29 protein-coding genes are annotated in these 25105 nt (G+C 41.2%); 9 read left to right on the top strand and 20 right to left on the bottom strand.

The window, feature by feature from the left end; genetic code table 11:
• Positions 1-117: 117 nt before the first annotated feature.
• Positions 118-927 carry a TIGR02147 family protein gene (locus ACL934_RS12435; RefSeq protein WP_413612338.1) on the bottom strand — a complete coding sequence of 270 codons (810 nt, stop codon included), beginning with the start codon at positions 925-927 and terminating at the stop codon, positions 118-120.
• 114 nt (positions 928-1041) lie between these two features.
• Between ACL934_RS12435 and ACL934_RS12430 the strand changes: the two genes are divergently transcribed.
• Entirely contained in the window at positions 1042-1551 is a 510-nt protein-coding gene (locus ACL934_RS12430; protein WP_413612337.1) for a hypothetical protein, read from the top strand.
• A 43-nt stretch (positions 1552-1594) separates the two neighbouring features.
• On the opposite strand, the gene ACL934_RS12425 is transcribed toward ACL934_RS12430, so the two are convergent.
• The 3 genes from ACL934_RS12425 to ACL934_RS12415 form a co-directional block, all read right to left on the bottom strand.
• Complete coding sequence (locus tag ACL934_RS12425; RefSeq protein WP_413612336.1) at positions 1595-2269, bottom strand: hypothetical protein; 675 nt, start codon at positions 2267-2269, stop codon at positions 1595-1597.
• A 507-nt stretch (positions 2270-2776) separates the two neighbouring features.
• A complete protein-coding gene (locus ACL934_RS12420; RefSeq protein WP_413612335.1) occupies positions 2777-3133 on the bottom strand; it encodes a hypothetical protein in 357 nt (118 codons plus the stop codon).
• A 345-nt stretch (positions 3134-3478) separates the two neighbouring features.
• Complete coding sequence (locus ACL934_RS12415; RefSeq protein WP_413612334.1) at positions 3479-5788, bottom strand: Tad domain-containing protein; 2310 nt, start codon at positions 5786-5788, stop codon at positions 3479-3481.
• A 198-nt stretch (positions 5789-5986) separates the two neighbouring features.
• Between ACL934_RS12415 and ACL934_RS12410 the strand changes: the two genes are divergently transcribed.
• Together ACL934_RS12410 and ACL934_RS12405 are read left to right on the top strand one after the other, a co-directional pair.
• Positions 5987-7444 carry a hypothetical protein gene (locus tag ACL934_RS12410; RefSeq protein WP_413612333.1) on the top strand — a complete coding sequence of 486 codons (1458 nt, stop codon included), beginning with the start codon at positions 5987-5989 and terminating at the stop codon, positions 7442-7444.
• Between the two features lie 435 nt (positions 7445-7879).
• Positions 7880-8428 carry a hypothetical protein gene (locus ACL934_RS12405; protein ID WP_413612332.1) on the top strand — a complete coding sequence of 183 codons (549 nt, stop codon included), beginning with the start codon at positions 7880-7882 and terminating at the stop codon, positions 8426-8428.
• On the opposite strand, the gene ACL934_RS12400 is transcribed toward ACL934_RS12405, so the two are convergent.
• Positions 8429-9247, bottom strand: coding sequence for a TIGR02147 family protein (locus ACL934_RS12400; protein ID WP_413612331.1), 819 nt, complete (start codon positions 9245-9247; stop codon positions 8429-8431).
• A gap of 220 nt (positions 9248-9467) precedes the next feature.
• On the opposite strand from ACL934_RS12400, the gene ACL934_RS12395 reads away from it, so the two are divergent.
• Both ACL934_RS12395 and ACL934_RS12390 read left to right on the top strand, forming a co-directional pair.
• Positions 9468-9962 (top strand): hypothetical protein, encoded by a 495-nt coding sequence (locus ACL934_RS12395; RefSeq protein ID WP_413612330.1) that lies wholly within the window; start codon positions 9468-9470, stop codon positions 9960-9962.
• Positions 9963-10129: 167 nt separating this feature from the next.
• Positions 10130-10705 carry a hypothetical protein gene (locus tag ACL934_RS12390; protein ID WP_413612329.1) on the top strand — a complete coding sequence of 192 codons (576 nt, stop codon included), beginning with the start codon at positions 10130-10132 and terminating at the stop codon, positions 10703-10705.
• Positions 10706-10806: 101 nt separating this feature from the next.
• On the opposite strand, the gene ACL934_RS12385 is transcribed toward ACL934_RS12390, so the two are convergent.
• From ACL934_RS12385 to ACL934_RS12350, 8 genes are all read right to left on the bottom strand, one after another.
• A complete protein-coding gene (locus tag ACL934_RS12385) occupies positions 10807-11781 on the bottom strand; it encodes an SUMF1/EgtB/PvdO family nonheme iron enzyme (protein ID WP_413612328.1) in 975 nt (324 codons plus the stop codon).
• A 79-nt stretch (positions 11782-11860) separates the two neighbouring features.
• Entirely contained in the window at positions 11861-12619 is a 759-nt protein-coding gene (locus ACL934_RS12380; RefSeq protein WP_413612327.1) for a hypothetical protein, read from the bottom strand.
• Between the two features lie 454 nt (positions 12620-13073).
• Positions 13074-13625, bottom strand: a complete 552-nt coding sequence (locus ACL934_RS12375) for a hypothetical protein (protein ID WP_413612326.1) — start codon at positions 13623-13625, stop codon at positions 13074-13076.
• 113 nt (positions 13626-13738) lie between these two features.
• A complete protein-coding gene (locus tag ACL934_RS12370; protein WP_413612325.1) occupies positions 13739-14407 on the bottom strand; it encodes a response regulator transcription factor in 669 nt (222 codons plus the stop codon).
• Between the two features lie 215 nt (positions 14408-14622).
• The gene (locus tag ACL934_RS12365; RefSeq protein WP_413612324.1) at positions 14623-15015 is read right to left on the bottom strand and encodes a hypothetical protein; all 393 of its coding nucleotides are present in this window, start codon (positions 15013-15015) and stop codon (positions 14623-14625) included.
• A gap of 10 nt (positions 15016-15025) precedes the next feature.
• Positions 15026-15490, bottom strand: coding sequence for a hypothetical protein (locus tag ACL934_RS12360; RefSeq protein ID WP_413612323.1), 465 nt, complete (start codon positions 15488-15490; stop codon positions 15026-15028).
• 248 nt (positions 15491-15738) lie between these two features.
• Entirely contained in the window at positions 15739-16356 is a 618-nt protein-coding gene (locus tag ACL934_RS12355; RefSeq protein ID WP_413612322.1) for a hypothetical protein, read from the bottom strand.
• Between the two features lie 26 nt (positions 16357-16382).
• Positions 16383-16736, bottom strand: a complete 354-nt coding sequence (locus tag ACL934_RS12350; RefSeq protein WP_413612321.1) for an AgmX/PglI C-terminal domain-containing protein — start codon at positions 16734-16736, stop codon at positions 16383-16385.
• Between the two features lie 205 nt (positions 16737-16941).
• On the opposite strand from ACL934_RS12350, the gene ACL934_RS12345 reads away from it, so the two are divergent.
• Positions 16942-17664 (top strand): hypothetical protein, encoded by a 723-nt coding sequence (locus ACL934_RS12345; protein WP_413612320.1) that lies wholly within the window; start codon positions 16942-16944, stop codon positions 17662-17664.
• 17 nt (positions 17665-17681) lie between these two features.
• Here ACL934_RS12345 and ACL934_RS12340 read toward each other — a convergent pair whose 3' ends face one another.
• Positions 17682-18080, bottom strand: coding sequence for a hypothetical protein (locus ACL934_RS12340; RefSeq protein WP_413612319.1), 399 nt, complete (start codon positions 18078-18080; stop codon positions 17682-17684).
• A 396-nt stretch (positions 18081-18476) separates the two neighbouring features.
• Between ACL934_RS12340 and ACL934_RS12335 the strand changes: the two genes are divergently transcribed.
• The 3 genes from ACL934_RS12335 to ACL934_RS12325 all read left to right on the top strand — a co-directional run bounded on the left by ACL934_RS12335 (position 18477) and on the right by ACL934_RS12325 (position 20116).
• Entirely contained in the window at positions 18477-19076 is a 600-nt protein-coding gene (locus tag ACL934_RS12335) for a hypothetical protein (protein WP_413612318.1), read from the top strand.
• A gap of 203 nt (positions 19077-19279) precedes the next feature.
• A complete protein-coding gene (locus ACL934_RS12330; RefSeq protein WP_413612317.1) occupies positions 19280-19651 on the top strand; it encodes a hypothetical protein in 372 nt (123 codons plus the stop codon).
• A gap of 27 nt (positions 19652-19678) precedes the next feature.
• Entirely contained in the window at positions 19679-20116 is a 438-nt protein-coding gene (locus tag ACL934_RS12325) for a hypothetical protein (RefSeq protein ID WP_413612316.1), read from the top strand.
• A 98-nt stretch (positions 20117-20214) separates the two neighbouring features.
• Here the strand turns inward: ACL934_RS12325 and ACL934_RS12320 are convergent, their stop codons facing one another.
• The 6 genes from ACL934_RS12320 to ACL934_RS12295 form a co-directional block, all read right to left on the bottom strand.
• Positions 20215-20640, bottom strand: a complete 426-nt coding sequence (locus tag ACL934_RS12320; RefSeq protein WP_413612315.1) for a hypothetical protein — start codon at positions 20638-20640, stop codon at positions 20215-20217.
• A 219-nt stretch (positions 20641-20859) separates the two neighbouring features.
• Positions 20860-21612, bottom strand: coding sequence for a hypothetical protein (locus ACL934_RS12315; RefSeq protein ID WP_413612314.1), 753 nt, complete (start codon positions 21610-21612; stop codon positions 20860-20862).
• Positions 21613-21756: 144 nt separating this feature from the next.
• Complete coding sequence (locus ACL934_RS12310) at positions 21757-22341, bottom strand: outer membrane beta-barrel domain-containing protein (protein ID WP_413612313.1); 585 nt, start codon at positions 22339-22341, stop codon at positions 21757-21759.
• A 115-nt stretch (positions 22342-22456) separates the two neighbouring features.
• Complete coding sequence (locus ACL934_RS12305; protein ID WP_413612312.1) at positions 22457-22738, bottom strand: hypothetical protein; 282 nt, start codon at positions 22736-22738, stop codon at positions 22457-22459.
• Positions 22725-24263 carry a tetratricopeptide repeat protein gene (locus tag ACL934_RS12300; RefSeq protein WP_413612311.1) on the bottom strand — a complete coding sequence of 513 codons (1539 nt, stop codon included), beginning with the start codon at positions 24261-24263 and terminating at the stop codon, positions 22725-22727. Before ACL934_RS12300 ends, ACL934_RS12305 begins: the two co-directional genes overlap by 14 nt.
• A complete protein-coding gene (locus ACL934_RS12295) occupies positions 24260-25063 on the bottom strand; it encodes an outer membrane beta-barrel domain-containing protein (protein ID WP_413612310.1) in 804 nt (267 codons plus the stop codon). The genes ACL934_RS12300 and ACL934_RS12295 overlap by 4 nt, the downstream gene beginning before the upstream one ends.
• Positions 25064-25105 lie beyond the last annotated feature (42 nt).

The following is a 25105-nucleotide window of genomic DNA, read 5'->3' as shown; positions in this document are numbered from 1 at the left end:
GTGTTTATTTTGTAATATTAGTCCTTGATGCTCGAAGAATTCTTAAGCAACATGCGGCTCTCGATCCCAATTTTTTGGGTTCAACAATAGAATGAACAATGAAAACTTTTGCGGGACTTAAATCTCAAATAAATCCAAATTGAGAACATAGGCTTCATCCGTGCCTCCGCGATGAACAATGCTGTGAGAATTTTGCACGAAATCAGCGATCAAGCTTTGCAACTTTTTTAGCGAATCAGGATCCAAAGTAAAAAGCGAAGAGAAGTGAGTGTCCTCTGAAGTTAAGGCTTCATTGAGGGCACTCAAACTTTGTATGCGTCGATTCTTTTGCATTTGAAGATTGAATCTAGAATCTTTCGCAAAATGAATCGATGAGCTTAAATACACCCATTTCTTATCTTTATAATCCACCATCTTCATGCTCTGGAGTTGTTTGAGGTGACGGAGAATTTCGTCTTCCGGTAAGTTCAACTTCTGCGACAGGCTTTTGACAGTTTGATATTTTTTGGAACTTGTTAGAATGTGAACGTGAGAAGGAATAAGGGTAGCAAAGTAGTGTTCCCAAAAATCGTCATTGTTTGGGGGATTGTCCGCTTGAATGCGATTTTTCAAATCCTGATGGCTTTTAATTTTTCTTTCTATTTCTCCTGATAAAAACTGGCGTAATTCCGGAGAAGATGCTTTGGCAAAACGAACGAGGCACATAAAGAAATCTCTTTCTACCTCGGCAAATTTTAAAAACGTCGTCACCTTAAAGGCTTGATCTTCCGTCAGGTCGGCCTTTCCTTTCAGTATTTGATATAAGTAGGAGGCCTGACAGCCAAGATGGCGAGCCATAGCACTTTGCAGCCCCCTTTGGGAGGAATTCGATTTCAAAACTGTGCTTAAGAAGACCTTATAGTCTTTGTACTCAAATATATGTGCCATAGCGAGTGCATTTATATTTGTTATATAAAAATATCAACCAATAAATATAACAAATATATAGCGCCAGGCGTAAATTCAGTCTATAAGCGGGCTGTTTTAAGAAGGAGATTAATAATGAATATGCTATTTTTAGTTACAAGTTTTGTTTTCTTAGCAAGTAGTGTTCAAGCCGGCCCTAGTGTGAGTGGTGGTCTTCCTCCTCATCCAATGACGATGACAATGTCGATTGAAAAGCCCCGTGCGGGCGTCGACTTTCCGACAGAAAGTAGAACAAGAATTAAAGCCGTCTTAGTTCTATATAATAAGCGTATCGCGATTTATAACGAAGTTCCCCAATTGGTGAAAGCGGAAGCCGGCATTGATTTTCCAGCAGAGAATCATGCGCCAATATGGAATCGATACCAAGAAGTACTTCAATTCAAAAATGGAGTTCGAGTTCCGGTGCTTTTGGCCGTTCAGAACGATACCTTGGTTTGGCTGCTGAATTCACTCGATCCTCTCGATGTTCTACAAATTGACTCCATTAGGAAAGCTGTTGCCGGAGTGGACTTTCCTACGGACGGTCCCGTCTATGACTATTATGTCATGGTTCTTTCTGACGGGACACGTATCGAAATGAAATAAATCTTTAGAAGAACCTCGAGGTGGTCACTCGAGGTTCACTTTTTTATTTGATTGAAAATTCCGGGCTTACATCAAAATAAATCGGGTTGTAGCGGCTTATCAATCGAGCCGTATAACCAGAACCTACTGGAGTGATGGATTTATCGAGCCACCATGTCGTAGCGTAGGTCCCATCAACGTATTCCAGAGTATTGATGGCGTAGAGTGTGGCAACAACCACTCCGTTGCGAAGAATCTCCACATAGTTACCAATATGGCTATATATATTTGCTTTAAATTGCACCGGCATAGTCCACTTTAGATAAACAGCCGTACCCATTTTGGATTTTTTAAAAGTGATTCCAGAAACCGAGATCAAATAGGGTTCGCAGGAGATCATCGGCGATATACTGAGAACTTCCGGATCTGTTGTGGCAACAATCTGATAGTCATTTCCGTAGGGCAGATCAGTAGGCATGACAACGAGGAAAGTTCCGATACCAGTAGTATACCCAGATTTGGAACCAAGGTAGCGGTAAGGTGCCCCTCCTTTATAAATATAAAAATTCGCCAGGGCATTGCCAGTATAGGACCATTTCAAAGTAATAGGAACTCCAGGAAAGATTGCTACGTCGTTAGTAGGGTAAGTCAACGTGATTGATGAATTTACTTGTGCGGATGAGAGAGACGTCCATGCAAAAATGACATTTATAAAAAGAAAAGAAAAAACTTTCGTCATAGATCCCCCCAAAAGCTTGATGTTACGTCTCTAAAATAAAGCAAGCTGTATACCAAATCATCAAAGTGAGAATAGGACCTGCATATAACTAGTTAGAGACGGTAAAAAATTGAGAACTTGTATAGATTTTTTTTCTAACGGATTCTTGCTGCAGGTATCTTCATGGAATAATTGTGAGTTTTCAAAAGATGGACATGTTATCGACATCATCAAAAACTATGACGGATAAAAACGGATCGCGTTCTCGTTTTCTTGGGATCGCACTAGGCGCTCGGATTCTAGGTAGACAGAGCTATTTTCCCATGTTTTTGGGATCATGTTGATTTAAGGATGTTTACTTCGTAGAAAAAGGCGAATGGCATACAGAAAAAATGACATTTTCATATTCATTAAACGCTTGACGATAGTATCTTGTTTTCCTTTAGTCGAAAGATCACCAAAGTGAACAGGAAGTTTTTGTTGCTGCAGGTCTGACCTTTCAATATATAACGGAGCTGTTCACAATTCTTAGTTCGGAGTGAAGGGACCTGCATTGCAGTTATTTTGGGCGGATTCCAAAGTCCAGCCAGAGGATCCTGCAGAGTAGTATCGAACGGCATAACCCGAGTATTGAACTTCACATGTCCCGACTCTATTGGCTGTCGGGCAGGGGCTTTCGACGTAGGTTCCGAATGAAGCTGAACACTCTGATTTGAGCGGTGTTTCGACAGAGGTGAAGTCATAACAAAGATGTGTAGCATCGTCCCGACAACTCTGGGTATAAATAGAAGCCGTTGTCGATACGCCTTTATTTGTTTTATTACCACTACAGTTTGTTTGAGATAATACGATGACCGTTAAGAAAATCATGGTTAATTTTTTCATACATTGTTGTCGGCACATTTCATACCGCTCTTATGGTGCGAATTAGGTCGCAGTTGTGATTTATAAGAGAAGTATCTTGCCGTTGCTAGAACAAGATACTTCGAGACTAAAAAAAGGAAAATGGCTTATTTAAAGCTATTATCTTTAATTATCGCATTTACTCCCTTCGTCATGTTGTATTTTGCATTCATCAAAGTCAGTGCGAAATTACTCAATGGGCATTTTTTAGTTCCCCACCGACAGTGATAATTGAGTCTTTCTTTTTCGGCGCAAATAAGATTTTGCAAAAGAGGTGATTCATTTAATTAAAGGAATGTGATCCCGAGAGTGTGGGATCGGCAGGGCTTAAAAACTTTCATCAGAAGGTGGGGGATTAAGGATCGTACCGTGGACGTTTTCTCCTCCGATGTTTTTTAGCTCTGATCTTAGATAGTCCGACGAAACTAATTTTACAGAATAGCCAGAGGACCCTCCCATGACACAATTGCCAGAGGTTGGTGCTGCAGTATTGCCATCGGCATATCCATTAGCTTCAGAAATTCCTAAGGGATACACATTGCATATTCCAAACTTTCCACTTGATTCAGCATTGCGCGAATTCTTTGGTCTATTATCCAAGCTATAATCCATCAAACTAAGCGGCGCCCATCCTGTTAAGGCGTGTTGCCAGTATTTTGAAATATACGTAAGCTTCTGCTCAATATCGACGAACTGTTGAATGTGCGCGCTGTTTCTAACAACGATATACTGGTCTTTTACGCTGAACTCATCATAATTCACGCCGCCAATTTTTGGTCCTCCTTTATGTATTCCGAGGTCGGCTAAAAATTCTCGAGCTCCCAAAGCGGAAGGGCCTTGCGTGTAGTATCCGGAGCCGACTCCTTTTAAAAAGCCATCTCGAATTCGTTTATAATAAGTTTGGTAAAAGTTCGGCTGTATCGAGTAATATGCGAAATCGAAAGCGTCTGGTAGAATTGCACTTGTCTCAAGATCACGCATGCGCGATGGAGCATCTTTTTCGGAGTCCCAAGCCATGATATCTTGGCTACCACCTTTTTCATAAAATCTGAATGGAATATGTTGCCAATGCTGCATGTTCGGGGCTGAGTCGTTATAAATTACTCCATCGACGGCTTCTTGATTGTAGTTGTTTTCGCCAATCCAAGAGGGATCCATTTTATAAATAGCCTGTCCATACTGAAAAAGAACGCGACGACTTTTTAATCCCCATTGATCTCCGATAAAGCGACTGTAGTTGGCGGCTCTCACAGGATCCGTGGGGTCTCCAATATTTCCTACTTCAATGACTCTAGGGGGAAGATTCGGATCTAAATGGTTTTGCCTGTCTAAGTTGTCAGATCCCTTGCTGGGAACTTCTTTTGAGTGCCATGTTCGTGAATACCACGGACCAATTCTACCTCCGAAAGGTTTATAAAAAGCACGGGCATTCAGTGTGATTTTGTGAACGGGCATAAAAGGAATTTCTGGGCGGGTTGATGCGGAAACTCCGACGTAGGCCATGCAGTAGGGATTCTTTTCCACTCCGATAGAAAAGTTATAGGGATGGTCCAATGGTGGTTCTGCTGTGCGAATAAAAGGGGCGATCTTTCCAACCTCATTGCATGATTTGGAGTCAGGATCACATGCATGAGTAGGCCAGTTAGGACGATCTTTTTGGAGCATTTTTTTAACTGTTTCAATTTTTCCTGCGCTACTTTTACAGACAGTATCAACATAAACGAAACCGGGTGCGATTTTTACAGGTACCAACCATTTGGGTGGGGCACCTTGGGGAACATTAGAGCGATTGCAGTTAGAATGCCCCAGAGAATTGAAAACCTTCAGGTTGCCGTCCTCCTCTAAGGAGTCTTTGTTTGCCGCTGTTAGGTTATTTAAAAGAGTTCTTTTTATACCTTCATGAATGCTTTGCCCGTCGATGTCGTAAAAATCCGATTCGGGATCATCCGGACTCATGGCTCTTGCAAAATGAGTAATAAATTCCATGCGACTTGCTTGGTCGATGTTATAGGCAGCAACGAAACTTCCCAAAATTATGTAGTTGAGTGAACCAAATTCTTTGCAGCGTTGAAATGCCTTGTCCCTCATAACCATCGAGAGGTTGCGGACTGCCTTACTGACTGAAGGTAAATCTATAAATACAGGCGGAACGTCGAAGACCTTGATTCCACTGAGTTGGGTGAGTCTTTGGCATGTATTTTCTTGTGGAGGCATCGGTTTAAAAGGAATGTAAGTGATGCAGAAAGCGGGAGCGTTGTAAAAAGCTTCGCGTTGAAAGTTAATTCCGTCATTATCATCGCCTCGTAGAGATTTTGTTTTTTTATCAAAGGGGTGTTCTTCAAAATCTCCTGCGCTTCCTAACATTCGGTAGCGCCAAGAAAGTAATTTCCAGCTTTGGCGTATTTGATAGTTCGTATGAGCGATGACGTTCATATTTTCAGCTTGCTTCATGGCTCCATAGTAAGCAGCAAGATCCACGGAGTTTTGCAGATTCACTTTGTGGTGCACGAGAAGGCCAACGTTGATCACCATTGCAAAAAACAGGAAAAGAATTTGAAAGATCAGAGCAATAAAGAATATCACCTGGCCTTTGCTGTTATTTATATTTTGAATAAAAGTACTTTGTTTGTTTAACATTTCAACTCAAGCATTCGATAGTGTCTGAACTATATCTGCGATGATGTTAAAGAAGGATTGTTTAGTGAGCGCGTATTAAAAATATGCTCCCGAGGGCGCGGGAGCGGATTCTGCGAGGAATGTCGTTGCAAGTACTCATGTGAGACTCATAAAGACCGAAGAGTATATGAGATGGGGAAACTTATGGGTTTTACTACGTTGGTCACTCTTTTCTTACTATCTTTCATATATGGCTTGTCTGTTAGTTCTGCGGATCCTAAGCCGAAATTTCAAAATGAGACTACCTACAAAAACATGCTGAACGATGAAGTGAAGGCAGGTGCCCTGTCTTCAGGTGAAGCATCTCAACGTGTTGATAGTTTTCAGTTGAACAAAGATGGACTCGATTCTTCTGGTAGTTCAAATCTTATTCGAGTAAATCATCCTGAATCAGGAACATACGAGGTGATCGACGTTGAGACTAACGAGATCGTGGATTCAGGTTTCCAGCCAAGCCAAGGTGCTGAGGGCTCTGTGAATGCTGATGCGTCAAAGCCTTTAACTTCTTCTCCCGGTAATGGGCCGGCAGAGACTGCATCTCAAGAATCAAAATCCGACGTCTCAGAAAAAACAAAAGCCGTTCCAAATGAAAATGCTCATCAGCAGATAACGACAGGTGTTAGTAAGATGGCGAGTCTTCTCGCAAGTCCCGGCGTCAGGGTGATAATGCCAGGACTAAAACTTGTGAAGGCGGGTCACAGTAAATATCTGGCTGCCCGCCAAAGCTGTCTAAAATCGCAGTTAGCGGCGTCGGCACTTTGTAGAGAAGAAACAAGTCCGGCAATGCAATCGACTTTGCAAAATATCAACCTGCTTCTAGTGGGTGCACAAGCCATCGCAGTTAAAGATGCTTGTAGTAAAATGAGCAAAGCGATGAATATCGCCAAAGTAGGACTCACTGCATACACAGTGGCCTGCGGTGCGAGTAAAAAAATATGTGAGTCTCATTGTCGCAATGCTCAGGAAGCTCTCGGCGAAATTCAAAAAGGGCTCGCGTCCTCTGTTTCCTGTGTTCCTTTGGTACTTGGTGGAGACTGTGCGACACCGCTTTCAAGTTATAAAGCAGTGGGAACACAAATCCACCGAGGTATTTCGGAAGAGATGTCACAGAGTTTAAAAACTGTGACAGTGGGTAAGAATATAAAAACCTGCGATCAAGAGTACGGAAAGCTGTTGCTCTCGGCAGGACTGGGAATTGTTTCTATTATAAAAACATACAAAGATTCTCGAAAATGTGAAAACGACACCGATGGTTTTGCAGTATCATCTTCTAGTCAGCCTACCCAAAATACGGTGACCCGGAAAAAAGCGGAGCAACCTAAACAGACTCTACCGTTACCGAGTTCGAGAGGAATGCAATCTGTTTCTTCTGAGAAGAGCTCCGTGGCAAGTCGAAATGTAGCGGTAGCAAAGCCTGTTCAGGTTTCACGAGAAGAGCAGGAAAAAAACAATCCCTACCGAGCCTATTTGCCTGGCGGCTCTAAGGCTGTGAGGGAGCGCAAACCCACAGGACTTGAAGAGTGGCGTAGAGAAGTCACTTCAGCACATGGGGAAACAAATTTTAATAAGTTAAAATCCGCATACAATATGCAACGAAGCCGACTTATTGAAGATTGATGAAACTGATAAGTCTAAGCGGCGTCACGGTTGTTTGAAGTGTTGATCGTCTTGCCCGCGCACGCAGATAGCGCCAATGTTTCCAGTATGCAAAGTAAATATTTTCCCTTCATTCTGTTCCTTTCGTCTGTTTGTCATATTTAGCTAGGATAGATGTGAGATATTGCAATGATCATCAAGGTTATGCGAGCTTGGACCAAATAGTGATCCCCTGAAAATTGGATCGTCTAAGTTTGAATGTTCATCTTTTAACCATATGGTTCAGTTGTTAAAGTGAAAACTTTAACAGTATCGTTCCAGATAGTGGTGGAGCATTTTGGGTGGAGTGTCACAAATTTTTCAATACTTAACTTGCTCCTTTTCAAAGTTGATTTTAATTTGGAATCAGACTGCGATCTAACGGCTCTATAAGAATAGGGAAAGATATCGATAGCTATGCAAAAACGTCTTTTGTGTGTTGGTTTCTTTTTTATTGTTAGTTGCTCTTCAACGCCAAAGCATATTGGTGAGCATTGGAGTGATAATGGCCCGTATTCATGCGGTATAGTTAGGTCCAGTGACGGCAATCTGTCAGATGAATTTGTCGCACAATTCAAAGAAAACATAAAAAGAAAAGACTTTGATTTAGCTTATGCAATGCTTGATACCAGAATAGCGAAAAAGATATCGAAGCAAGAGTTTATACGTGCTCTGAAAGGAGTTGATGCTAAATTCGGAGCTGAGAAGTCGTTTATTCAGCAAGATGTAGCCATTCCCAAATTGTTGGGAGAAGTCAAATTAGACGAGGCACTTAGCAAAGACGCGTTTAAGTTTTACACCGCCGTCGGTTCTCAATATGTCAGCAAAAGACAATCGGATCTTACATATTCATTCGGGCTTGCAAAGTCTGAAAATTCGGAAACTGTGAAGCTTTTAAGTCTTGGAATTTTCCGAGAGGGAAAACCCATTTTCGTTCTGCACCCTTTCGATCCAGTATTAGAATAACTACGCTTTTGAACTTACCGGAATAATATTGAAGTGTGCTTGGTAAAGCCTTCGGTCCGCGTATTGGTCGGGATTGAACTTAGCAAGTTGTTCATTTGTGAAAGTTTGCAGATTGTTCAAAAACTCTGCGAATTCTTCAGGATTTAAGGGAAGAAATAAACTTTTGAATCTCCGTTCTTCCTTAGGAAGTTGAATGGCGGCCTGAGCCGCGACAAGATTTTGATTATAAAAAGATTCTAAGCCCAAATCGCCAAATCCGTCGGGAACTTTAAATGACTTTTTTAGCGGGTTAATAGTACCGTTCTGGTCTGTGGTAATTAACTGTAATTCGGTGAGTTGGGCCAAGCCTTTTGTGATTTCGTCTTCCGTTGTTCCTAAGAGCCACGCCAAGTTTTGTGCTGACTTATCAATATCGGTAAAACTCAAAAAGACTTGTAAACGTGGCAAGAGGGAATTGGACAGGAATTCGTAATGGGATTGAATTTCCTGTTGATCCAATTCATTTTTTAAAAGAGAAATAAGTTTTTTACCAAATAGGTCACGATGTTCTCTGTTTTTGCTTTGAGTGTATTGAATCAAATTTAAAAAGTATTCTTGCTCCGAGATCGAGAGGGCTATGTTCTGAATCAACGCCTGCGCCATCTTAGCACTGATAGGACGCTTCCCTGTGACCATCATGTGGATGTAGGATTTGTCTGAGGCGTTCAACTCCTTAGCCCAAATTTCGTAAGAGAACTGAGAGTTTCCATTTTTTCTGAAACGGTAAATATCTTGAAGGTATTGTAAAGCATTAAGGTATTTTTTTACTTCTGGTTTCATATTGTAAGCCTGTCGACAAACTTCTTATTTTGCAAGCGTGAACAATGTGCTCACGAGTGAACGTGTTGCTCACGAAATCTATATGTGGACTGCATTTTGGATTGTCTGTATGGAGTGTAAGCAGTGAAGTTAAATTATAGGCGCGCCCTCTCTTGGCCCACCTCTTGCTGAAGAGGATTTGTAACCGCTCGGGAACGAGCAAAAAACAAGGGAGAATACTATGAAAACAAAGTTACTAATCTGCAGTGTTATTTTGATGACGGGTCTTAACAGCGCTTTTGCTGGAAACGGCGAGGTAGGGAGCGTCGGTTCCAGCCTTATGGGTTCTTATAAGGCTTGCGAAAAGAAGACAAGAGCGTTTCTAGTTAAGAGAATAAAGGCTGAAAGAGAGAACTTTACAGTTCCATTTATTGCGCCGATTTGTGTGGCTACCGCAGAGGGAAAAATTGATCTTGATGTAACGTTGGCGATGCTCGATAAATTTGCGACCAATCGAGCTGCTATAGATGCGGGTGAAGACGTAAACAAGGGAAATCTCGATAAGAATACTGTTTTGCGACTTTTGAATAACTCACTTATCAAAGGCCCTTCTGCAGAGAGAATCGCCTATGAGGTTTCACCTTTAATCACATCAGGAAAAGTGGATGAAACGTGTTTCGTCTTGAACCAGCAGATTCGTTCCGTGGACGAGGCATTGTCTTACTGCGCTCGATAGTAGTTTGTCAGAGTCTGCCGCGATTTGGAGTCGCTGCACACACCTTAAGCGATCCCGCAAGGGTGGGATCGCTCTTGATTCTGCGATTTAAATTTCACTTCAAAAAAATCAGTAGCTTCCCGATATGTGAGATTGTTTATGCACAATTCATAATAAGGGGATGAAGAATGAAGCAATTACTGTTTTTTATATTCTTTTTAGCATCAGGAACAGCGTTTTCTCAGGGGGCGGGGGTGTCCAAGCCTGACTTCGAAAAATATGTCAGTGACTGTAAGAAAATGTTTATGCAATCTCAGCCAAACAAAGATTCTAAAGACGTGGATATGCTCTGCCGAGATCCCTATCTTAAAGGTAAGCCCAATGAATCACGGGAAGATAAAGTTCGTCGTCAAAGACTTCTTAGAGAAACCAACGAGGCTAAGCGAAGTGCTTTAGAAAAATTAGTGGACAAAGACGTTAGCAAACAGACTGATATCCCAGAGGGGATGTCAAAACCGGAATATGACGACTACATGAAAAACTGCAAAAAAATGGTCTTGGAGTCTGATCCAGGGAGAGACCCTCAAGACGCGCATATGCTTTGTAGCGATCCATACCTTAAAGGCAAACCCAATGAATCATATGACGATCAAGTACGCAGAAAACGTCTGATCAAGGAAGCGGGAGCGGCTAAGGGTAAAGCCCTCGAAAAGCGTGCTGCCCCCTCCGCCATATTTAAGTCTTCAGGTAATGGCGTTCGATAAGATAAGAAAATTGACGAGACTCAGTTCAAAAGAAAGCCGTTTTCAATTTTGGAAGACGGCTCCATGTTCGATCGGGAAGCATACTGGCAGAATCAGCTCTCTCACTTTTTATAGCGCACTAACCTAAATCCAATGTTTAAAAATCCTGTAGAGCGAGCATTGCGGATTTGCGCTGATTCAGAATAATCTTTCCAATCCAAGGTCCACTGCCAAAGCTCGTTGTGCATCGGATATTTTTGAGCAGGGAGTTCCCATTCTCCTTCGCTGGGAAGGCGATAGTTATATACAGGATCTAACTCATTAAGCCTTTTTATGAAGCGAAAGGCATCATCAAGAGAAATTCTCTCCACGGGATTTGCCGGGCAGATCTCTACGGAATGGATACTTTCTGTTACACCATTTGGACAGGAATCTTGGGACGTTAGGTAAGAAGGGTTGTATCCCATCACCTCAAAAAACTGTTTTTGGCTGACGACTGTAGTTTGAATTTCAAAAGCTTTTGTCATCGTAACTTCGCTTGTGCCAATAGTGACACTTCCAGAGGGAATTAAACGATAATTTGCGTTGAATGTCTTCTTTTCAACATAGCTTTGCAGAATGTTCCAATCAAAAGAGTTTACCGAAGGGGAGACTGTTATTGATTTTAGAAGCGGCTGATTAAAGATGTCGTCGACTAGTTGAGCGAATAGATCATTCAAAAGCTGTGGTATCATTGTTTTATGAATCTGCTCCAACAGAGCTTTACTTTTTGGCGAGCTACCAAATCGCATCACGAAATGCTCGGCCCTTGCGATAGAGCGGCGAATGTCACGTATATCAACAGGAACTTTTTTCTGCGGAGCTTTGATTTTTTGAATAAGCTCAGGAATATAAGTGCCGGGGATCTGCATTGCCGCGAGGAATTGACTTTTAAAATCTCTTACAGGAATAGCCGGGCAATTGGCGCAAGGTGAGATTATGATGCCATCACCGGTTTTGCGAAGAGAGTATTCAATTTCCGTGGAGGACTTTTTTGCATAAGCACAGTTCGTTCCCAAAAGAATACAAATAGCATATAGAAAAAATGGAATTTTCATAATGATTCCTCTTGAAATGAGGCAAGTGAGCCTCTTGAAAGAGAAAACTCACTTGCCTAGCGGGAATTGAGATTAACGACTACTTAAGACGGAGAACGGAATTATTCAAATTCAGCTTCATTAGACGTTTCGCGATGGCGTCTTGTTTTTTCTTAGATGATAAATCGCCGAACTGAACTGGTGTTCTTTGTTGTTTCAGGTTTGGACTTGCTAGGGGCAGAGCATTGCTAAGGTCCGCAAAAATAGCAAAGCCACTTTGTCCAGCTGCCGTGCCGCTATAGATTCCACCCACACCTGTAATTCCATTGGATTTAAAAAGTGTGAAAAGGTTCGCAACCACTCCGGCCCGAAGAGAGTCCGAAGAAAGCACATAGCCAACCAAGGCTTTTTTACTAGCCATATCTACGTTGACATAAAGTTTTGAAGAACCGCTTTCGCCAAGTGGAATGGAAAACCAGTTGTTAGGTGAAACTCCTGCCAAAATAGGAAAGGCTGTGCCATTAGGGAGTGTTCTTTCTGGAGTTAGTGAAGGAAGATTGATGACGTCCGTGAAGTATAGATCCAAAGAAACATCCGTGATTCCTGGAGTTGTTGTGGAAACAGCGAGTTGTCCCAATGTCTCGGCGCGATTGTGCGGATTCAAAATAGGGAAGCTTGCACCCCAAATTTGAATGTTATTGGAATCCAAATGGGTCGTCCAATTAAAAGTAATGTCTCCTGTGTCTGGAGATACTTTAACTTTCGTATCCTTGATGATTTTAGCGTTTGGGTCACAAGCGGTGAGCGTAGCGATCGTAGCTACGGCAAACGCAAACTTCAAAATTTTCTGCTTAAACATAGATGTCTCCTAGTTGAGTTTCAAAAAATAGTTTTCGAAACTGTTCGCTTTTTTCTTCGGACTTGTATTTTTAAACTGGAGACGATGAATAGAAAACGAGACCTTTGCGATGTAAATCTTGGTCCCACCTTGTCGGGATCATAACGATTTTTTAATAAGACTGTCGAAGTCCGGATTGGTGATGGCTTGTTTGAATCTACCGGTCAGACGTCTATCCCCCGCAATTTTGACAAGTGCTGGGAAATATCTGTTCTGAATGTTCACCAGCGAAATTCTGGATGAATTGGACATAGTTTTACAATTGAATTCAGTAATCATTTGAAACTCTTTTGGCGAGATCAAATATATTTGGCCAAATATAATACCTTGATCAAATTCGATATAAGCTTCCAATCTCACGGAAGTCATATTTCGATTCTGAATAAATATTTCAGAAAACTTGGAAAGAAGATTTTTAATCATTGGAGATTAATCCGATGCGGAAACCTCCGAAAACGGTAGGCTCGGAGTATTCATAACCATTTTCAGCTTTCACTGTCTTCAATGCGCGAATGATGAGATCCACTTCTTGAAGTGTGCCCTTTTCATTTGCAAGAGATAAAGAATGACTTTCTGAAGACTGGTTTCTATTGAATTGATCCAAAGAAGTTTCAAGAATAATCTTACCTTCATTATTAACAAGGAGCATTTGATAGCGGCTGTATGTCACTTCAACCTTCATGCCGTTCGGTGCTACATATTTTTCTACATTAGGGAACTGATCTTGGACCCAATTTCCATTTTCACATTTGAGCAGAGATATCTTTAAAGTTGGATTTTCATTTTGATTTGCAGACGCACTTTTGATTAGCTCAAGCCCTACAAATTTTTCTCCTTTGGAAATATCCATTTGCGAATTGCAGTATGCTACAGACCCATCAAGAAGTTTCGAAATCTGAAAATCAGCTTCAGCTACTGGTCCGAATAAAAGAATCAAACCCATCAATGCAGAGAAATGCGCTCTCACAAAAACACCCTTCTTTAAAAATTTAGGTGCACTATAGCATAAATTAGAATAAGCGGAATTTGCGGCAGGATTTTTTTGGTTCCAAATATTCGGGATCATTTCGGGGCTAGGAACTATTTAAGAATGAAACCAACGCCTCTTATTGTATGAATCAGCTCGGCCTTATCTGACTTGTGGCTTAGTTTAGATCTCAGTCTGCAGACCAGAACATTTACAATATTCGTTTGTGGGTCGAAATCGTAATGCCAGACCCTTTTTAGGATCATTTCTCTGCTGACAATCAAATTGGGGCTACTCATAAAGAGTTCCAAAAGCATAAATTCTTTTTCCTTCAATAAAATGGGATGGCCATGTCTTGACGCTTTTCGTGTCACTCGATTGAGTTCAATGTTCTTAAAATGCAAACTGGCGTTTTTTACTGTGTAATTTCGTTTCAATATGTTTTTTATTCTAAGTTGCAGCTCTGGGAGAGCAAACGGTTTGCAAAGGTAATCATCCGCTCCGACATCGAATCCGCGAAGCCGATCTTCAAGATCATTCAAACCGCTGATGATTAAAATCGGGGTGTCGCAATCCCTTTCCCGGAAGAGTTTTATGAATGTGAAACCGTCTAAGCCTGGGATTTTCAAATCCAGAATGATGACGTCGTAATGAACATCTAGAGTTCTAGCAAGTGCCTTTCGTCCATTCATTTCGCATTCGACGATGGCTCCGAGTTCCGCTAAACTTTCTTGGACTATAGAAGCAATCTCAAGATCATCTTCGATAATCAAAAATCTCACTAGGTCCCTCCCGATACTTTTTTAAGGAAAGGATTGCATGGCCTATGCCATTGCTGAGCGGGGGATATAGTCGGTCCTACGAAATAACTTTTGAATGAGCTGTTCAACAATTTAATATTGAAAATTTATTCGACATAAATCATGTGTATCCCAAGCAATTGGGATCGACATGAAAATAAAAAAGGCACTGAGTTGTTTTCAGTGCCCGAGTTACTCTATCGCTCACAAGTGTAAGTTGAAGAAGCGACAATGTTATTGTGTTTGAATTTTACTCTTAACTTAGCTGGAGATTTTTTACTGTTGATACGAGTACTGATTGAAAGGGAGAAATCCACATCCCCCGTTTGAACTAGATAAGTTGTAGCGCCGATTCGCTGAGTAACTTTGGCAAAGGCAATATCCGATGCGCCATTTTTTTCAGGAACTAGAGCAGTCCTTGATCCTTGAGTACAAACGGCAATCGAATCAAAGACGTTTGCTGCAAGTTCTTGGTCACCAGCTTTAGGGGTGGATACGCAAACGATCTGCTGGTTTTCTGACGGGCAGGTCGCTGCGGCCATAGAGACTGATGAAATCCCGAATACTGCTAGAAAGAGTACTTTTTTCATAAATTTTCTCCTAATTTTTATTTATTGCACATGTTTCGTTAGTTTTTGTCTTAAACCCAAATAGCCCTTTTTCTTCGACGACAATTTGTACGGCATTGATATTGTCGCCGGATTTATTGACTCTCAACGTTGAGCGAGAATCACTGCCATAGGATTCTTCTGCTTCATGAAGAGAGATGGCGGTAATGCTATCTCCTTGCTGTTCTATTTTTTGAATTTCATGGCCCATACCAAGTTGGAATGTCCCAAAGCGCCGAGAATCGACATTGCCATTTTCATCTAGGACAGCCAGCGCGGCACTGTAGGAATAAGAGGCGAGGAACAGATTGACAGTACATTTTTTATTATCTTTAGTATGGCCGGCCAACTGCAAATAGCTTTTTCCTGCAGGGATCAAGCCTTGCAACTCCTGAATTTGGGCGAGAGCGCTCGAACCCAGAACTGACAACACTGCGATGACGATTGCATTTTTCATTTTTTCCTCCTATTGATTTTTCAGAGGTAATTCCTTGCAAAGGCATGCCAATGAAAATAAGAGGTTATTTCGTAGAAAAACTAGACAACTTTGTCTAGTGGAAAAAAGAAAAATGAAATCATAATAATGAGATATAAATGTTGGATATTATTTGCCAACTTCAGTCTCCGATCCCGTTATTGCGGGAGCATTGTTTGGTCAAGATATGCTTATGCGTTCAGGAGAAAAGCGATCATGATCGTTAGAGGTTATTCTTCGCTAAGAGTTAATGGCATTTTGTAGATATGGCGTATTACATCAGAACTGCTAAGCCAGTGTTCGCCTACCAATTTAAAACCAGCTTGTTCAAATTTCTTTCGACGTCCTGCCCATAAAAGAGATTTTCCATATTTTGCAATGGCGTAATCTGAAAATGGATAAGCTTCAATAGCGCTCCAACCGTTCGTTTTTCCGTACTCTTTCAGGGCTAAAAGCACTCTTTTTTGCGTTCCTTGATTTCGAAATTCCTCCGGCACTGCAAAGCAAAGAATTCCCGCAGTTGTTCTTGCTTTTTCGCCAATTTGAACAACTCGTTGCCACGCCCAATAAAAATCAATGAGAGGTCCAACGCAAACCCACGCAATGGGAATATTTTTTTCATAAGCGATAATACCAACGTGAAAGCCTGATTTTACTCTATCAATCACACAGCTTTTTAAACGCTCTGGATTTTCCTTTTGGATTTTCTTGTACTCGTCCATAGACGCCCATTTTTGATGCCAAAAAGAACAATAGCAAAGATTTCCATCGTCGCCATGTTTGGTTAGCTTTTCGTAATCAGCAAGATTCTCGTTTGTAAGCTTCTTGACAATGATCTCTGAATCCATCTAAGCCTCTTTGATCACTGCGATACTCAATTGGAAGTCTTATTGTTGTCCAAAAAGAACGGATACGTGATCCAAATGGTTTTTCTAGATGGAGCGGCGGGAAAGTCCCAGGATTTCAATTTGTCTATTATACACTTCGTGACTTCTGAGTTTTTGAAGGTTGATTGATATTCGTTCACGATGGCGGAGTTAACTTTGCCGAGATTGTTGATTTCAAAAGTCAAAACCAATTTGCCGCGTTCGCTTGAGGCGACATTCGTAGGAAGGCATGAACGAACTTCGGCTACATGGGATTTAATTATCTTCCGAATTTGATGTTTGGTGTCTTTTGCACATGCAAGGAATGGCAAGAGTGCGGCGAGGAAAAGAATGGCTTTCATAAATATCCTTTCTGAACTTATTCTGTTGAAGCTCATTAGGAAATTCAATCGATAAAGTCAGCAGACAGTTTTTTGTAAAACTTGGTGCAGTTCGTTTCCCATAAAGATGGGATCATTAAAGTCTCACTTTGTGGGAATATAAATAAAAATCATTTAATTTAGCGGAAGACTACCGATAAGTTTTTGGGCTTGTTGGGATTAAGTAGTGAGTAAAAAATATTTCTTTATTCTATTTCAGTTTTTGATAGTGAGTGTTGTTGTTGCGCAGACGAGCAAGTCTCATTCACAGTTGATTTTGATGGGCTCGTGGAATGAAGCTATCACCGGAGAGAAGGCCATTTACGGATGCAAAGAAGGTGTCTATCGTCCTCTTTTGGAGCAGCTTGCATTTGAGACACCAAATCCTTTTGCAGTAATTCCTCATGTTGGAAATACTCAAATTCAGTTTAAGCCTAAAGATGCCAAAAAAATGGCAATGAACTGTCGTGCTCGGTTTTCGAATAGTTTTGATTTGGTCGGATGCGCGTCGAAATCTGTCCACGAGTATTTTAAAGGAAAAGTATTTACCGGGATTAATTCATCATGCCGTTCACACACGTATGCTTTTAACGAAGTTTTTAGCGCTTTGAATATTCCAAGATCCAACTCCAGTATATTGCAAGTGGCGGGCAAGTTTCATTCCACCTGCGACAAAACAGCTCACGTATTAAACCGATTTGTTTTGGTGGCAGAGGACGGCCAGCCTTATTCTTACGCGATTGATTCAGATTGGTTTCCGGGAAAAGCATTTCCATTAACTGATATGACTGTAAAGTACCATGAAAATGGGAATCCATTTCCCAACCTGAGTTCAACCAGACGCGAGCGATGTAAATCAGTTAAGTCATCGACAGACGTAATTCGCGAAATGCTGAATGGGCTAAAATAAATCAATCGTGTTGAGTCTTACTTCTTACAAAAACGTGGCAACTGAGGAATAACCTCTCTGGCAATATCTTTGGATGCTTGATTTATAGTCTCATTCAATCCTTGTCTTAATGGATAACGTTTTTCCAACATCACTCTATTGAGCAAAATATCTCTGAATTGGATGACAGCTGTACTGAAATCACTTTTCAGATAAACAATATAATCGGCATCGCTCGATAGCGCATCAGGCAGGCTTGAAACAGGAAATGTATTTACTGATAAGTTTTGACTTTCAAACATGCTCTGTAGAGATGAGCTCAAGGCGATTAAGGCATTGAAGTTAGTGCCCGGTCCGCCCACGGCAACTTTGCAATCAGCGAATGCCGAGGTTCCAGATAGTATGAGACACAATGATAACAAAATAGATTTTTTCATAGCAGCTCCATATTTTATTGGTTAAAAAATGCGCTCTGGATGGTCATAGGCTGAGCGCGAATCGCCGAAGTAATATCAAATAAACAAAGAGAAAACACCTGTAAGGATTCTGACAGTCGGAAGGATATCTATTTTACAATGGATAAAAATGCGCCAATTGTCCCGGCGCGATTTGCCGTCGGGCAGACGCTTCGATGGTTATTTTTTTATATATTGTTGTCGGCACATTTTATACTGACCTAAATAGTAACTTTTTAAAAAATTACCGAGATTGTTCCATTGAAATTTGAGGTAAATTAATCAATCCCGAAATTATGGGATCGCGCGGAGTGATTCTAAATCAGGACTATCAGTATTGTTTTCCTCGGCGTAATCTATAACAGCGGAGGTTTATCAATGAATATAAGACAAATCATGTTAATCCTGTTCTCAATTAACGTTGTCGGCTGTGGAACGTTTCAAGAAAGTGCAAGACTGGGCAGTTCAGATAGATTTTCGCGAGAACCTGCAGCAAGCAAGTCTTGGAACTTTGAAAGCTTTGACTTTAAAAGTGAACACGTTAGTGGAGCCTGCGATTTTTCGTCTCCCTCGGTCTTTGTCCGACGCTCGAACATTAGATCTAATACTGTTTTGTTGGCTTCGACATCGCTCGAAACGTGTCTAATCAATATACCCAAACAACTTAACAAATTAGACGGCGCATTTATCGAAGGTTTTTATAGTCCAAATGTTACTAATAAAATAAAAATTGAAATTACTCTTGGGAAAGTCGAATATGCTGAAACCGATTTCCAAGATAGCGAATTGAATCGAGCTGGTTATATGGACGTTCATTTGACTGGTCGTGGAATCTATAAAATAAAACCCTCCCAGAAGTTCGAGTTGACGGGCGTATGCTCGCAGCCTGAGCTAGTGGGGATCTATGGTTTCAGACGCCTTAAAACGAATTGCAGAATCGACCAAGGTAACGGCAGCGTTACGCTGGTATTTGATTAGCCTTAAACAATTTAAGTATGGACTTAAGTTTCCTGCCGCGATTTGTAGTCATCGTATGCACCGTAGTCGATCCCAAATATAAGGGATCGGCCTATCTAAAAATATCTTTGTCAGTTATCTGCTTGTCGGCGTGAAAAAATAAAAAATCGCGTTGGCATACTTGTCGCTAGAGTAGTCTTGTGAACTCTAACGAAAGGTTATTTATGAAAAAGGTATTTCTTGCCTTCATAGCATTGGTTCTTACTTCTCAAGCTCACGCGAGTTTGAAACTTCAGGACGAGCGACAAGGCGGGCTGCTATACGGATTTCTGACGATGGTAGAATCCGCTCAAAACGGAGGAGACGGCGTTTTGCTTGTTTCTGCGGAAATTTCCTGCACAATGCATAACAACAATAATCAATATTACTGTATGTCTGATGTGGGTGGTATCACAGGAGAGATCGCAGAACTTGTATATAAATCCTTTCCCATTGACACAGAAGAGAATGTTGACAGTGTGACAATCCGACGAGGATCCGTCACTTGTGCATCCATTGAAGAATCAGGAAAAGTACCAAGATTTAACTGCTATTAACCATTAATTTAACTAAGGAGAAAATTTATGAATTCTGTATTTAGAAATTTGTTCGCAGTAGTTGCTTTGTTTGGATTTGCGCACTCATCCCATGCCGATGTATGTGAAACAGTAACAAGAGAAGAAGCTACGTTGGCCTCTTCGTTCATTCTTGAGCAAGTCAACTTGAGTAAAGATCGTGTCGCTTATATTTATGACACGAGCTCAAGAAAAACATACTCAGTTGTTGATGGGACCTATGCGCCGAACACTGGTAAGAAGGGCACCGACGGGAAAATGCATTATAAATTTGTTTTCTTAGCCGAAGATAACGCGACACCTATTGAACTTGAGGATTTTGGAAAAGCATATCTGGCCGTTGATGGGGATCAGAAAGGTATCAGTTTACAGTTTTTATCTCGATGTGGCGCCAATTATGGTCAAGATATTGTAATTGATTTTCCATTTAGTGCAAAAGCTGAATAATACTGATTAGCAATCGTGTCTTTCGTGGCACAAAAAAAAGCTAGGGCTGCTCCCTAGCTTTTTTATTGAGATTTCATGTTCTTCAATTAGGTTTGAGTCTACTTGCAGACCATTTTGTAGGTAGCGTTATCGTATTCAACATAGCTCATTTCTGGTCGACTGAAATTAACGTAGATATCCATGATATCATCGCTATTTCTGATGGTAGCTCCTCCATGAAAGTATCTATCGCTATTCACGCTTGTAAGATCGTCATACTGCCCAATCACAGTTTTTACTCCCGCCCAAGGTGTTCTAGGGTTTAACAAAGAAATTTTTAGTTTTCCTGTGCCTTTCGCAGCCCCATTTGGTAGTTGCGATAATTTTAACTTTCCAGAGATAGATGCAGAGAGACCGCTGAAGTTTTTTGGAGTTCCGCAGTCAATGATAAGTTCGCTGCTATTAGCGGGAATTCGAGAGGCAGAGCCAGCAGCTAAGGCGGTAACTGATCCAAGTACGGAGACCAAGAATACGAGAATCTTCATAGTAATTTCCTTTCTAGGGAATTGAATTCGTACAAAATTGTACTTATACAATTAGGATAAATGGTGGCTTAATTTAATTTCAATACTAAATTGATTTGAAGAATGATCGTCTGTTGCTTAATGATCCATTTATATTGGGATCGAGCAGGAATATTCAAAGGAAAAAGAAGTATCTTGCCCGTTGCTAAAACAAGATACTTCGAGATTAAAGGATAATGGCTATTTAAAGCTGTACTCTTTAATTATAGTATTTGCTCCTTTCACTTCAGTGGATTTTGCATTCACCAAAGTCAGCATGGAATTGTTCAAATGTGCACTTTTGACTTCCCCTCCGACGATGATGATTCTGTTTTGCGATCCTTTGATATTTTCGAGAGTGGCAAATTTACACATGACCAATGTTGTGTGGTTCACGTGGATTGACTTCGCCGTAGATGATTCCTGTTGGGCTCTAATAATAACCGGAGTTCCGTAGTTGCCTTTTAAGAAGGAGACAGTATCGGCATTGGCTTCGATACTTTCATGATTGAAGGAGAGCCCAAGGTCTGAAGCCGTTTGCACGTTGTCTGCAGATTTATCACATGAAGCAATGGCGTCTAAGATCTCGGGATCTTCTATTTGTGAAGGCGGTTGGCTGTCAGTATTAGTATTTGTGTTTCCATTGTCGACAATCTCGGACTCTTCAGGTTCCTCTTCTTTGGGGTCTTTGGAGTGCCCAGGCTGTGTAGGAGTTGGCGGTGGACTAGAAACCGCAGGTTCTTCGTTGTCAACGACCTCTGATTGCTCCGGCTGAACAGAAGGCTCATCTTCTGCAACAGGTGTCATCGGTTCAAGAACTTCAATGGCTTCAAGGGAAAGAGCCTTGTCGTCGACCGCGATACCATTGGTTCCCACTTTAGAACAATTTTGAAACCCAAATAGGATAACAGGTGTCAGCACGATAGTTACAATTTGATATGGCTTGAATTTCATTTTTCCCCCTAAGATACAGAAGCTGAAATGCAAAAACGGTGCTTCCCCCTTTTTTCGGCTCAAACAAGCTTTTACAAAAGAGGGGCTGTCGAAGTTTTGAAATTGATCATTCGAATTACACCGGCAAATCGCTTTTAATGTTTTTTAAAATAGAAAAGTAAATCCTAGTTCTAGACTTTGACTGACTTGAATCTTCTTTTCGAAGTCAGTTCCCGCGGGAGTGGGAGCAGATGATCCCAGATCTGTGGAAACAGTGTCGAGAGTTTGATAAAACAAAAGACGATACGAAGCTCCGATCCCCAAATGCTTTTTGAAAAATACTTTGTGAGTGAGTCCTGCTGACGCATACGGCATTGTCTCGTCACCCATTCTATTTACACCACCGTCGACTTCTGCTGCAAATGTGGTAGGGAAGACGTAGTTTTTGCTGAAGCTCATTTTTCCATATAAGAAAGACCAGCGACATGATGCCATGATGATCGAACCTGGGCCCGGTGCTTTGTTAAAATCAACTTGCGCCGAGGTATTATAAAACTGTTCTGAGTAACTGCTAAGGCCGCTCGCGCGTTCGGCGTATTTGATTCCCAAAGCAATATCCTCGTTAAGATTGTAATAGCTTTGAAAGCCCCAAAAAGAACTATTAAAAAACATCTCGTCAATGACGGTGCCGATAAGAAGGCCCACTTCTAAACGATGGGCAAATGGAATAACTCGGTTTTTGACGGCCATCTTGCTGTCCAGAATAGGCACGACCGATTCGGAAGGCAGCTCCTCGGTTTCGAACTCCAAAGTTTCGGCTTTAGTGTTCAGGCTCGCGAACAGAAGACTAACAAGAAAAAGGATTTTAATTGCCTTTAAAGTCATCAAGCCCGCTTTCCATCTCATTTACAAAGTTTTCTCTCACGCGAATCAGTTTTTTGTAGTTAAAGTCTTTTTTTGTATCAAGATTGCTGACGTCAGGTTTTGCTGTGGAACCTTTGATCAACTCATCGTCGAAAGAGATTTTGACTCTTTTTGTTTTTTTCGCGGACTTAGGGATAGGCACCAATTCCTGAACTTCTTGTGTCCAGGCGGGGGCTCCAAGTAAGAGAACTACAGTGAATAGAAGCAAGTTATTCTTCGTCACAACGGTTGACTCCTAAGTATTGATAGTTGCCGATTTCATCGCGCCAGTATTCCCCTTCAAACGGCCAGTAGCGATACCCATTATTGATGTAAAAGTCTCGGGAATCATTTTTATCAATGGCAGCACTTTCGGGATTGTTGAGCTTTCGAATGTACTCCTTGCGAGCTTCCTTCTTTTTGCCGTTTAGAATTTCATAGTTGATAAGACCGGTGTCACCCGTGAATAAGGACAGCTCCTGTTCTTTAAGTAACAGTGCATTTTTTAAAATATTTCCCGCTTCTTTGCTGATGTTTTTTTGTCGGCCATCAAGAATTTTGAGAGCGTATTTTTTTATAGGGGCGTCGTCGGCTTTATTAAAGATTTTCGCGACGCGGTTCTTTTCTTCTTGAACTTGATCTAGATAAGACAATTTGTTTTTTAAAGCGGGTGATTCAATGAGAGATCTCACGATAAAAAATGGCAATTGCCCTTTGTAAGAAGGTGTTCGGTTGTTTTTTAGATCCTTGAGATATCTATTAGACTCTTCGATTTGCTTAAAAAAGAATTCTGTGTTTTGGTTTGAACGGTTTACGTCTGCTAGAACTGAGAATGCGGATGTGTAGTTTTTCCGGAATGAAACAAGGGCCTTCTCGGCTTCATCATTTTGGCAAACAAATATGAGAATAATACTACGAAGAATAAGAGATTCAGGGTCGTAAAAGTTCGCGTAAAAGGGCGTGTGTAACGTTTGAATGGTGCTCATAGCGCTACGGAACTTGGCCGTACGAAAAAGACTCCATGCGAGTTCCATTTGCGATTCGCGATATAAGGGATGATCTTTGGGAACTTCCCGATAGATATTAACTGCATCGTTCCAGCGCTTTGCTTGATAATAAGCGCGTCCCAAAGCTAGGCCCGCGCGTCCTCTCTTGACGTCGGTTGCAGGTCGGTTAAAGTACTTGGAATAAATTTTTTCCAAGAGAGGGATGGCTGAGGCCGTATCATTTTGTTTTAGATAAACCAAGGCTGTCGTATACAGAGCCTCTTCACCATTGGGATCGTTTTGCAACGACTGCTTCAAGTACTCTAATGACTCACCATACTTTTGCTCTTGCATAAGAGCTTGTCCCATGCGGGTGTAATAAAAGGATTTAGCAATTTCATTGAGGTCGGCGGCGTCGAGTTTCTTAAGGGTGTAGTTCAAAAGTTCCGAGTCATTGAGATTTTCAGAAATAAGAACAAGATTTTCAAATGCTCTTTGAGTCATCTTAGAGGGGGTCCCTTTTGCCACAACGATTAAAGGGAAAGCCGCCGTTTGATACAGCTTGAGTTTTACCAAAGAACCGCCCAGATAAAAACGTGCTAAAGAGCGTTCATGCTCAGAAAGATTTGGTGAGTAAAGAACTTTGTAAAGTTCACTAGCGGCTTTTTTGTGCTCTTGCCTTTTGAAATATTGAATGCCGTTTTTTAACGAAGGTGCCATATTAGCCGAAGCCGTTCCCAAGGAGATTAAGTATGCGGCAAGTGTAAGAGTAATTTTCTTCATCGGTATAATGGCTCCGGGAAAAAATGTCCGTAACTCAGAGTTAAAAATAAGGAATTCGAACTTTGATTTTCACCAAGATAGTTATGAACGTTGTAAAATGCCCAGGTTAAATCCACTCTTAAAGCTGATGAGCGTGTTAAAGAGAATAGGTCTCCTATTCCCACTTGAAAACTATTGGTCTCCTCATTGTCCTGGGTTCGTACTTTTCCAACGCCGATTGTTTGGTAAATTTCGAAGGGGATGATTTTATAGTTAAAAAGGGCTGTTTTTCCATAGATGGAGTTAAAGTAAAGGTTTACTCCGTAGAAAGAGTTTAAGGCTATAAGACTTTTTACCGAGAGTTTTTGTGTGGACTCAAGTTTGTTTATTTCATCTCGGGGTTGTGATGTGAAGAGATATCCGAACACCTCAAGGCCCAAGGCTTCTGTAAAGTGATAGCTTGTTTTTACATTGAGACCATAGGTGCGAAAAAAAACGTCGGATGGTAGAAGAGAAAATCCGCCGCTCAATTGAGCTCTCTTTGTTTTTGGCATGTAGTTTTTTTGAATGGTGGCGAGGTCCGAATAGAAGGATTCAGACTGAACGGATTCATACTCGACTTTTTGAGTTTTTTGCGTAGGGTTTAAATCTCGCGTCGGTGTATTCTTAAATTCATTGGCATTGGTCTCAAGGAGTCTCTCCACGAAATCAATTTCCCCTTGTTCAGCCCCTTCAGAGACGTCCTGTGCGACGGCATTCATTACATAAATGAAAGTTAAAGAGAACACAATGATGAGAGTGCGGAAGCTTTGCGGTTTCATGAGGCTTTACTTCACCAAGATGTAAATTGCTTGGCAACAGAG

The sequence above is a fragment of the Bdellovibrio sp. HCB-110 genome (assembly GCF_047323225.1).
GTDB lineage: Bacteria > Bdellovibrionota > Bdellovibrionia > Bdellovibrionales > Bdellovibrionaceae > Bdellovibrio.
Note: the sequence above shows the minus strand (reverse complement) of the source record. Positions and strands in the feature narration are given on the sequence as shown.

Excerpts from the sequence above, each read along its gene's own strand:
- ACL934_RS12435 (WP_413612338.1), bottom strand. The coding sequence starts at position 927 with ATGGCACATATATTTGAGTACAAAGACTATAAGGTCTTCTTAAGCACA.
- ACL934_RS12430 (WP_413612337.1), top strand. The coding sequence starts at position 1,042 with ATGAATATGCTATTTTTAGTTACAAGTTTTGTTTTCTTAGCAAGTAGT.
- ACL934_RS12425 (WP_413612336.1), bottom strand. The coding sequence starts at position 2,269 with ATGACGAAAGTTTTTTCTTTTCTTTTTATAAATGTCATTTTTGCATGG.
- ACL934_RS12420 (WP_413612335.1), bottom strand. The coding sequence starts at position 3,133 with ATGAAAAAATTAACCATGATTTTCTTAACGGTCATCGTATTATCTCAA.
- ACL934_RS12415 (WP_413612334.1), bottom strand. The coding sequence starts at position 5,788 with ATGTTAAACAAACAAAGTACTTTTATTCAAAATATAAATAACAGCAAA.
- ACL934_RS12405 (WP_413612332.1), top strand. The coding sequence starts at position 7,880 with ATGCAAAAACGTCTTTTGTGTGTTGGTTTCTTTTTTATTGTTAGTTGC.
- ACL934_RS12400 (WP_413612331.1), bottom strand. The coding sequence starts at position 9,247 with ATGAAACCAGAAGTAAAAAAATACCTTAATGCTTTACAATACCTTCAA.
- ACL934_RS12395 (WP_413612330.1), top strand. The coding sequence starts at position 9,468 with ATGAAAACAAAGTTACTAATCTGCAGTGTTATTTTGATGACGGGTCTT.
- ACL934_RS12390 (WP_413612329.1), top strand. The coding sequence starts at position 10,130 with ATGAAGCAATTACTGTTTTTTATATTCTTTTTAGCATCAGGAACAGCG.
- ACL934_RS12385 (WP_413612328.1), bottom strand. The coding sequence starts at position 11,781 with ATGAAAATTCCATTTTTTCTATATGCTATTTGTATTCTTTTGGGAACG.
- ACL934_RS12380 (WP_413612327.1), bottom strand. The coding sequence starts at position 12,619 with ATGTTTAAGCAGAAAATTTTGAAGTTTGCGTTTGCCGTAGCTACGATC.
- ACL934_RS12365 (WP_413612324.1), bottom strand. The coding sequence starts at position 15,015 with ATGAAAAAAGTACTCTTTCTAGCAGTATTCGGGATTTCATCAGTCTCT.
- ACL934_RS12360 (WP_413612323.1), bottom strand. The coding sequence starts at position 15,490 with ATGAAAAATGCAATCGTCATCGCAGTGTTGTCAGTTCTGGGTTCGAGC.
- ACL934_RS12355 (WP_413612322.1), bottom strand. The coding sequence starts at position 16,356 with ATGGATTCAGAGATCATTGTCAAGAAGCTTACAAACGAGAATCTTGCT.
- ACL934_RS12350 (WP_413612321.1), bottom strand. The coding sequence starts at position 16,736 with ATGAAAGCCATTCTTTTCCTCGCCGCACTCTTGCCATTCCTTGCATGT.
- ACL934_RS12340 (WP_413612319.1), bottom strand. The coding sequence starts at position 18,080 with ATGAAAAAATCTATTTTGTTATCATTGTGTCTCATACTATCTGGAACC.
- ACL934_RS12335 (WP_413612318.1), top strand. The coding sequence starts at position 18,477 with ATGAATATAAGACAAATCATGTTAATCCTGTTCTCAATTAACGTTGTC.
- ACL934_RS12330 (WP_413612317.1), top strand. The coding sequence starts at position 19,280 with ATGAAAAAGGTATTTCTTGCCTTCATAGCATTGGTTCTTACTTCTCAA.
- ACL934_RS12325 (WP_413612316.1), top strand. The coding sequence starts at position 19,679 with ATGAATTCTGTATTTAGAAATTTGTTCGCAGTAGTTGCTTTGTTTGGA.
- ACL934_RS12320 (WP_413612315.1), bottom strand. The coding sequence starts at position 20,640 with ATGAAGATTCTCGTATTCTTGGTCTCCGTACTTGGATCAGTTACCGCC.
- ACL934_RS12315 (WP_413612314.1), bottom strand. The coding sequence starts at position 21,612 with ATGAAATTCAAGCCATATCAAATTGTAACTATCGTGCTGACACCTGTT.
- ACL934_RS12310 (WP_413612313.1), bottom strand. The coding sequence starts at position 22,341 with ATGGCCGTCAAAAACCGAGTTATTCCATTTGCCCATCGTTTAGAAGTG.
- ACL934_RS12300 (WP_413612311.1), bottom strand. The coding sequence starts at position 24,263 with ATGAAGAAAATTACTCTTACACTTGCCGCATACTTAATCTCCTTGGGA.
- ACL934_RS12295 (WP_413612310.1), bottom strand. The coding sequence starts at position 25,063 with ATGAAACCGCAAAGCTTCCGCACTCTCATCATTGTGTTCTCTTTAACT.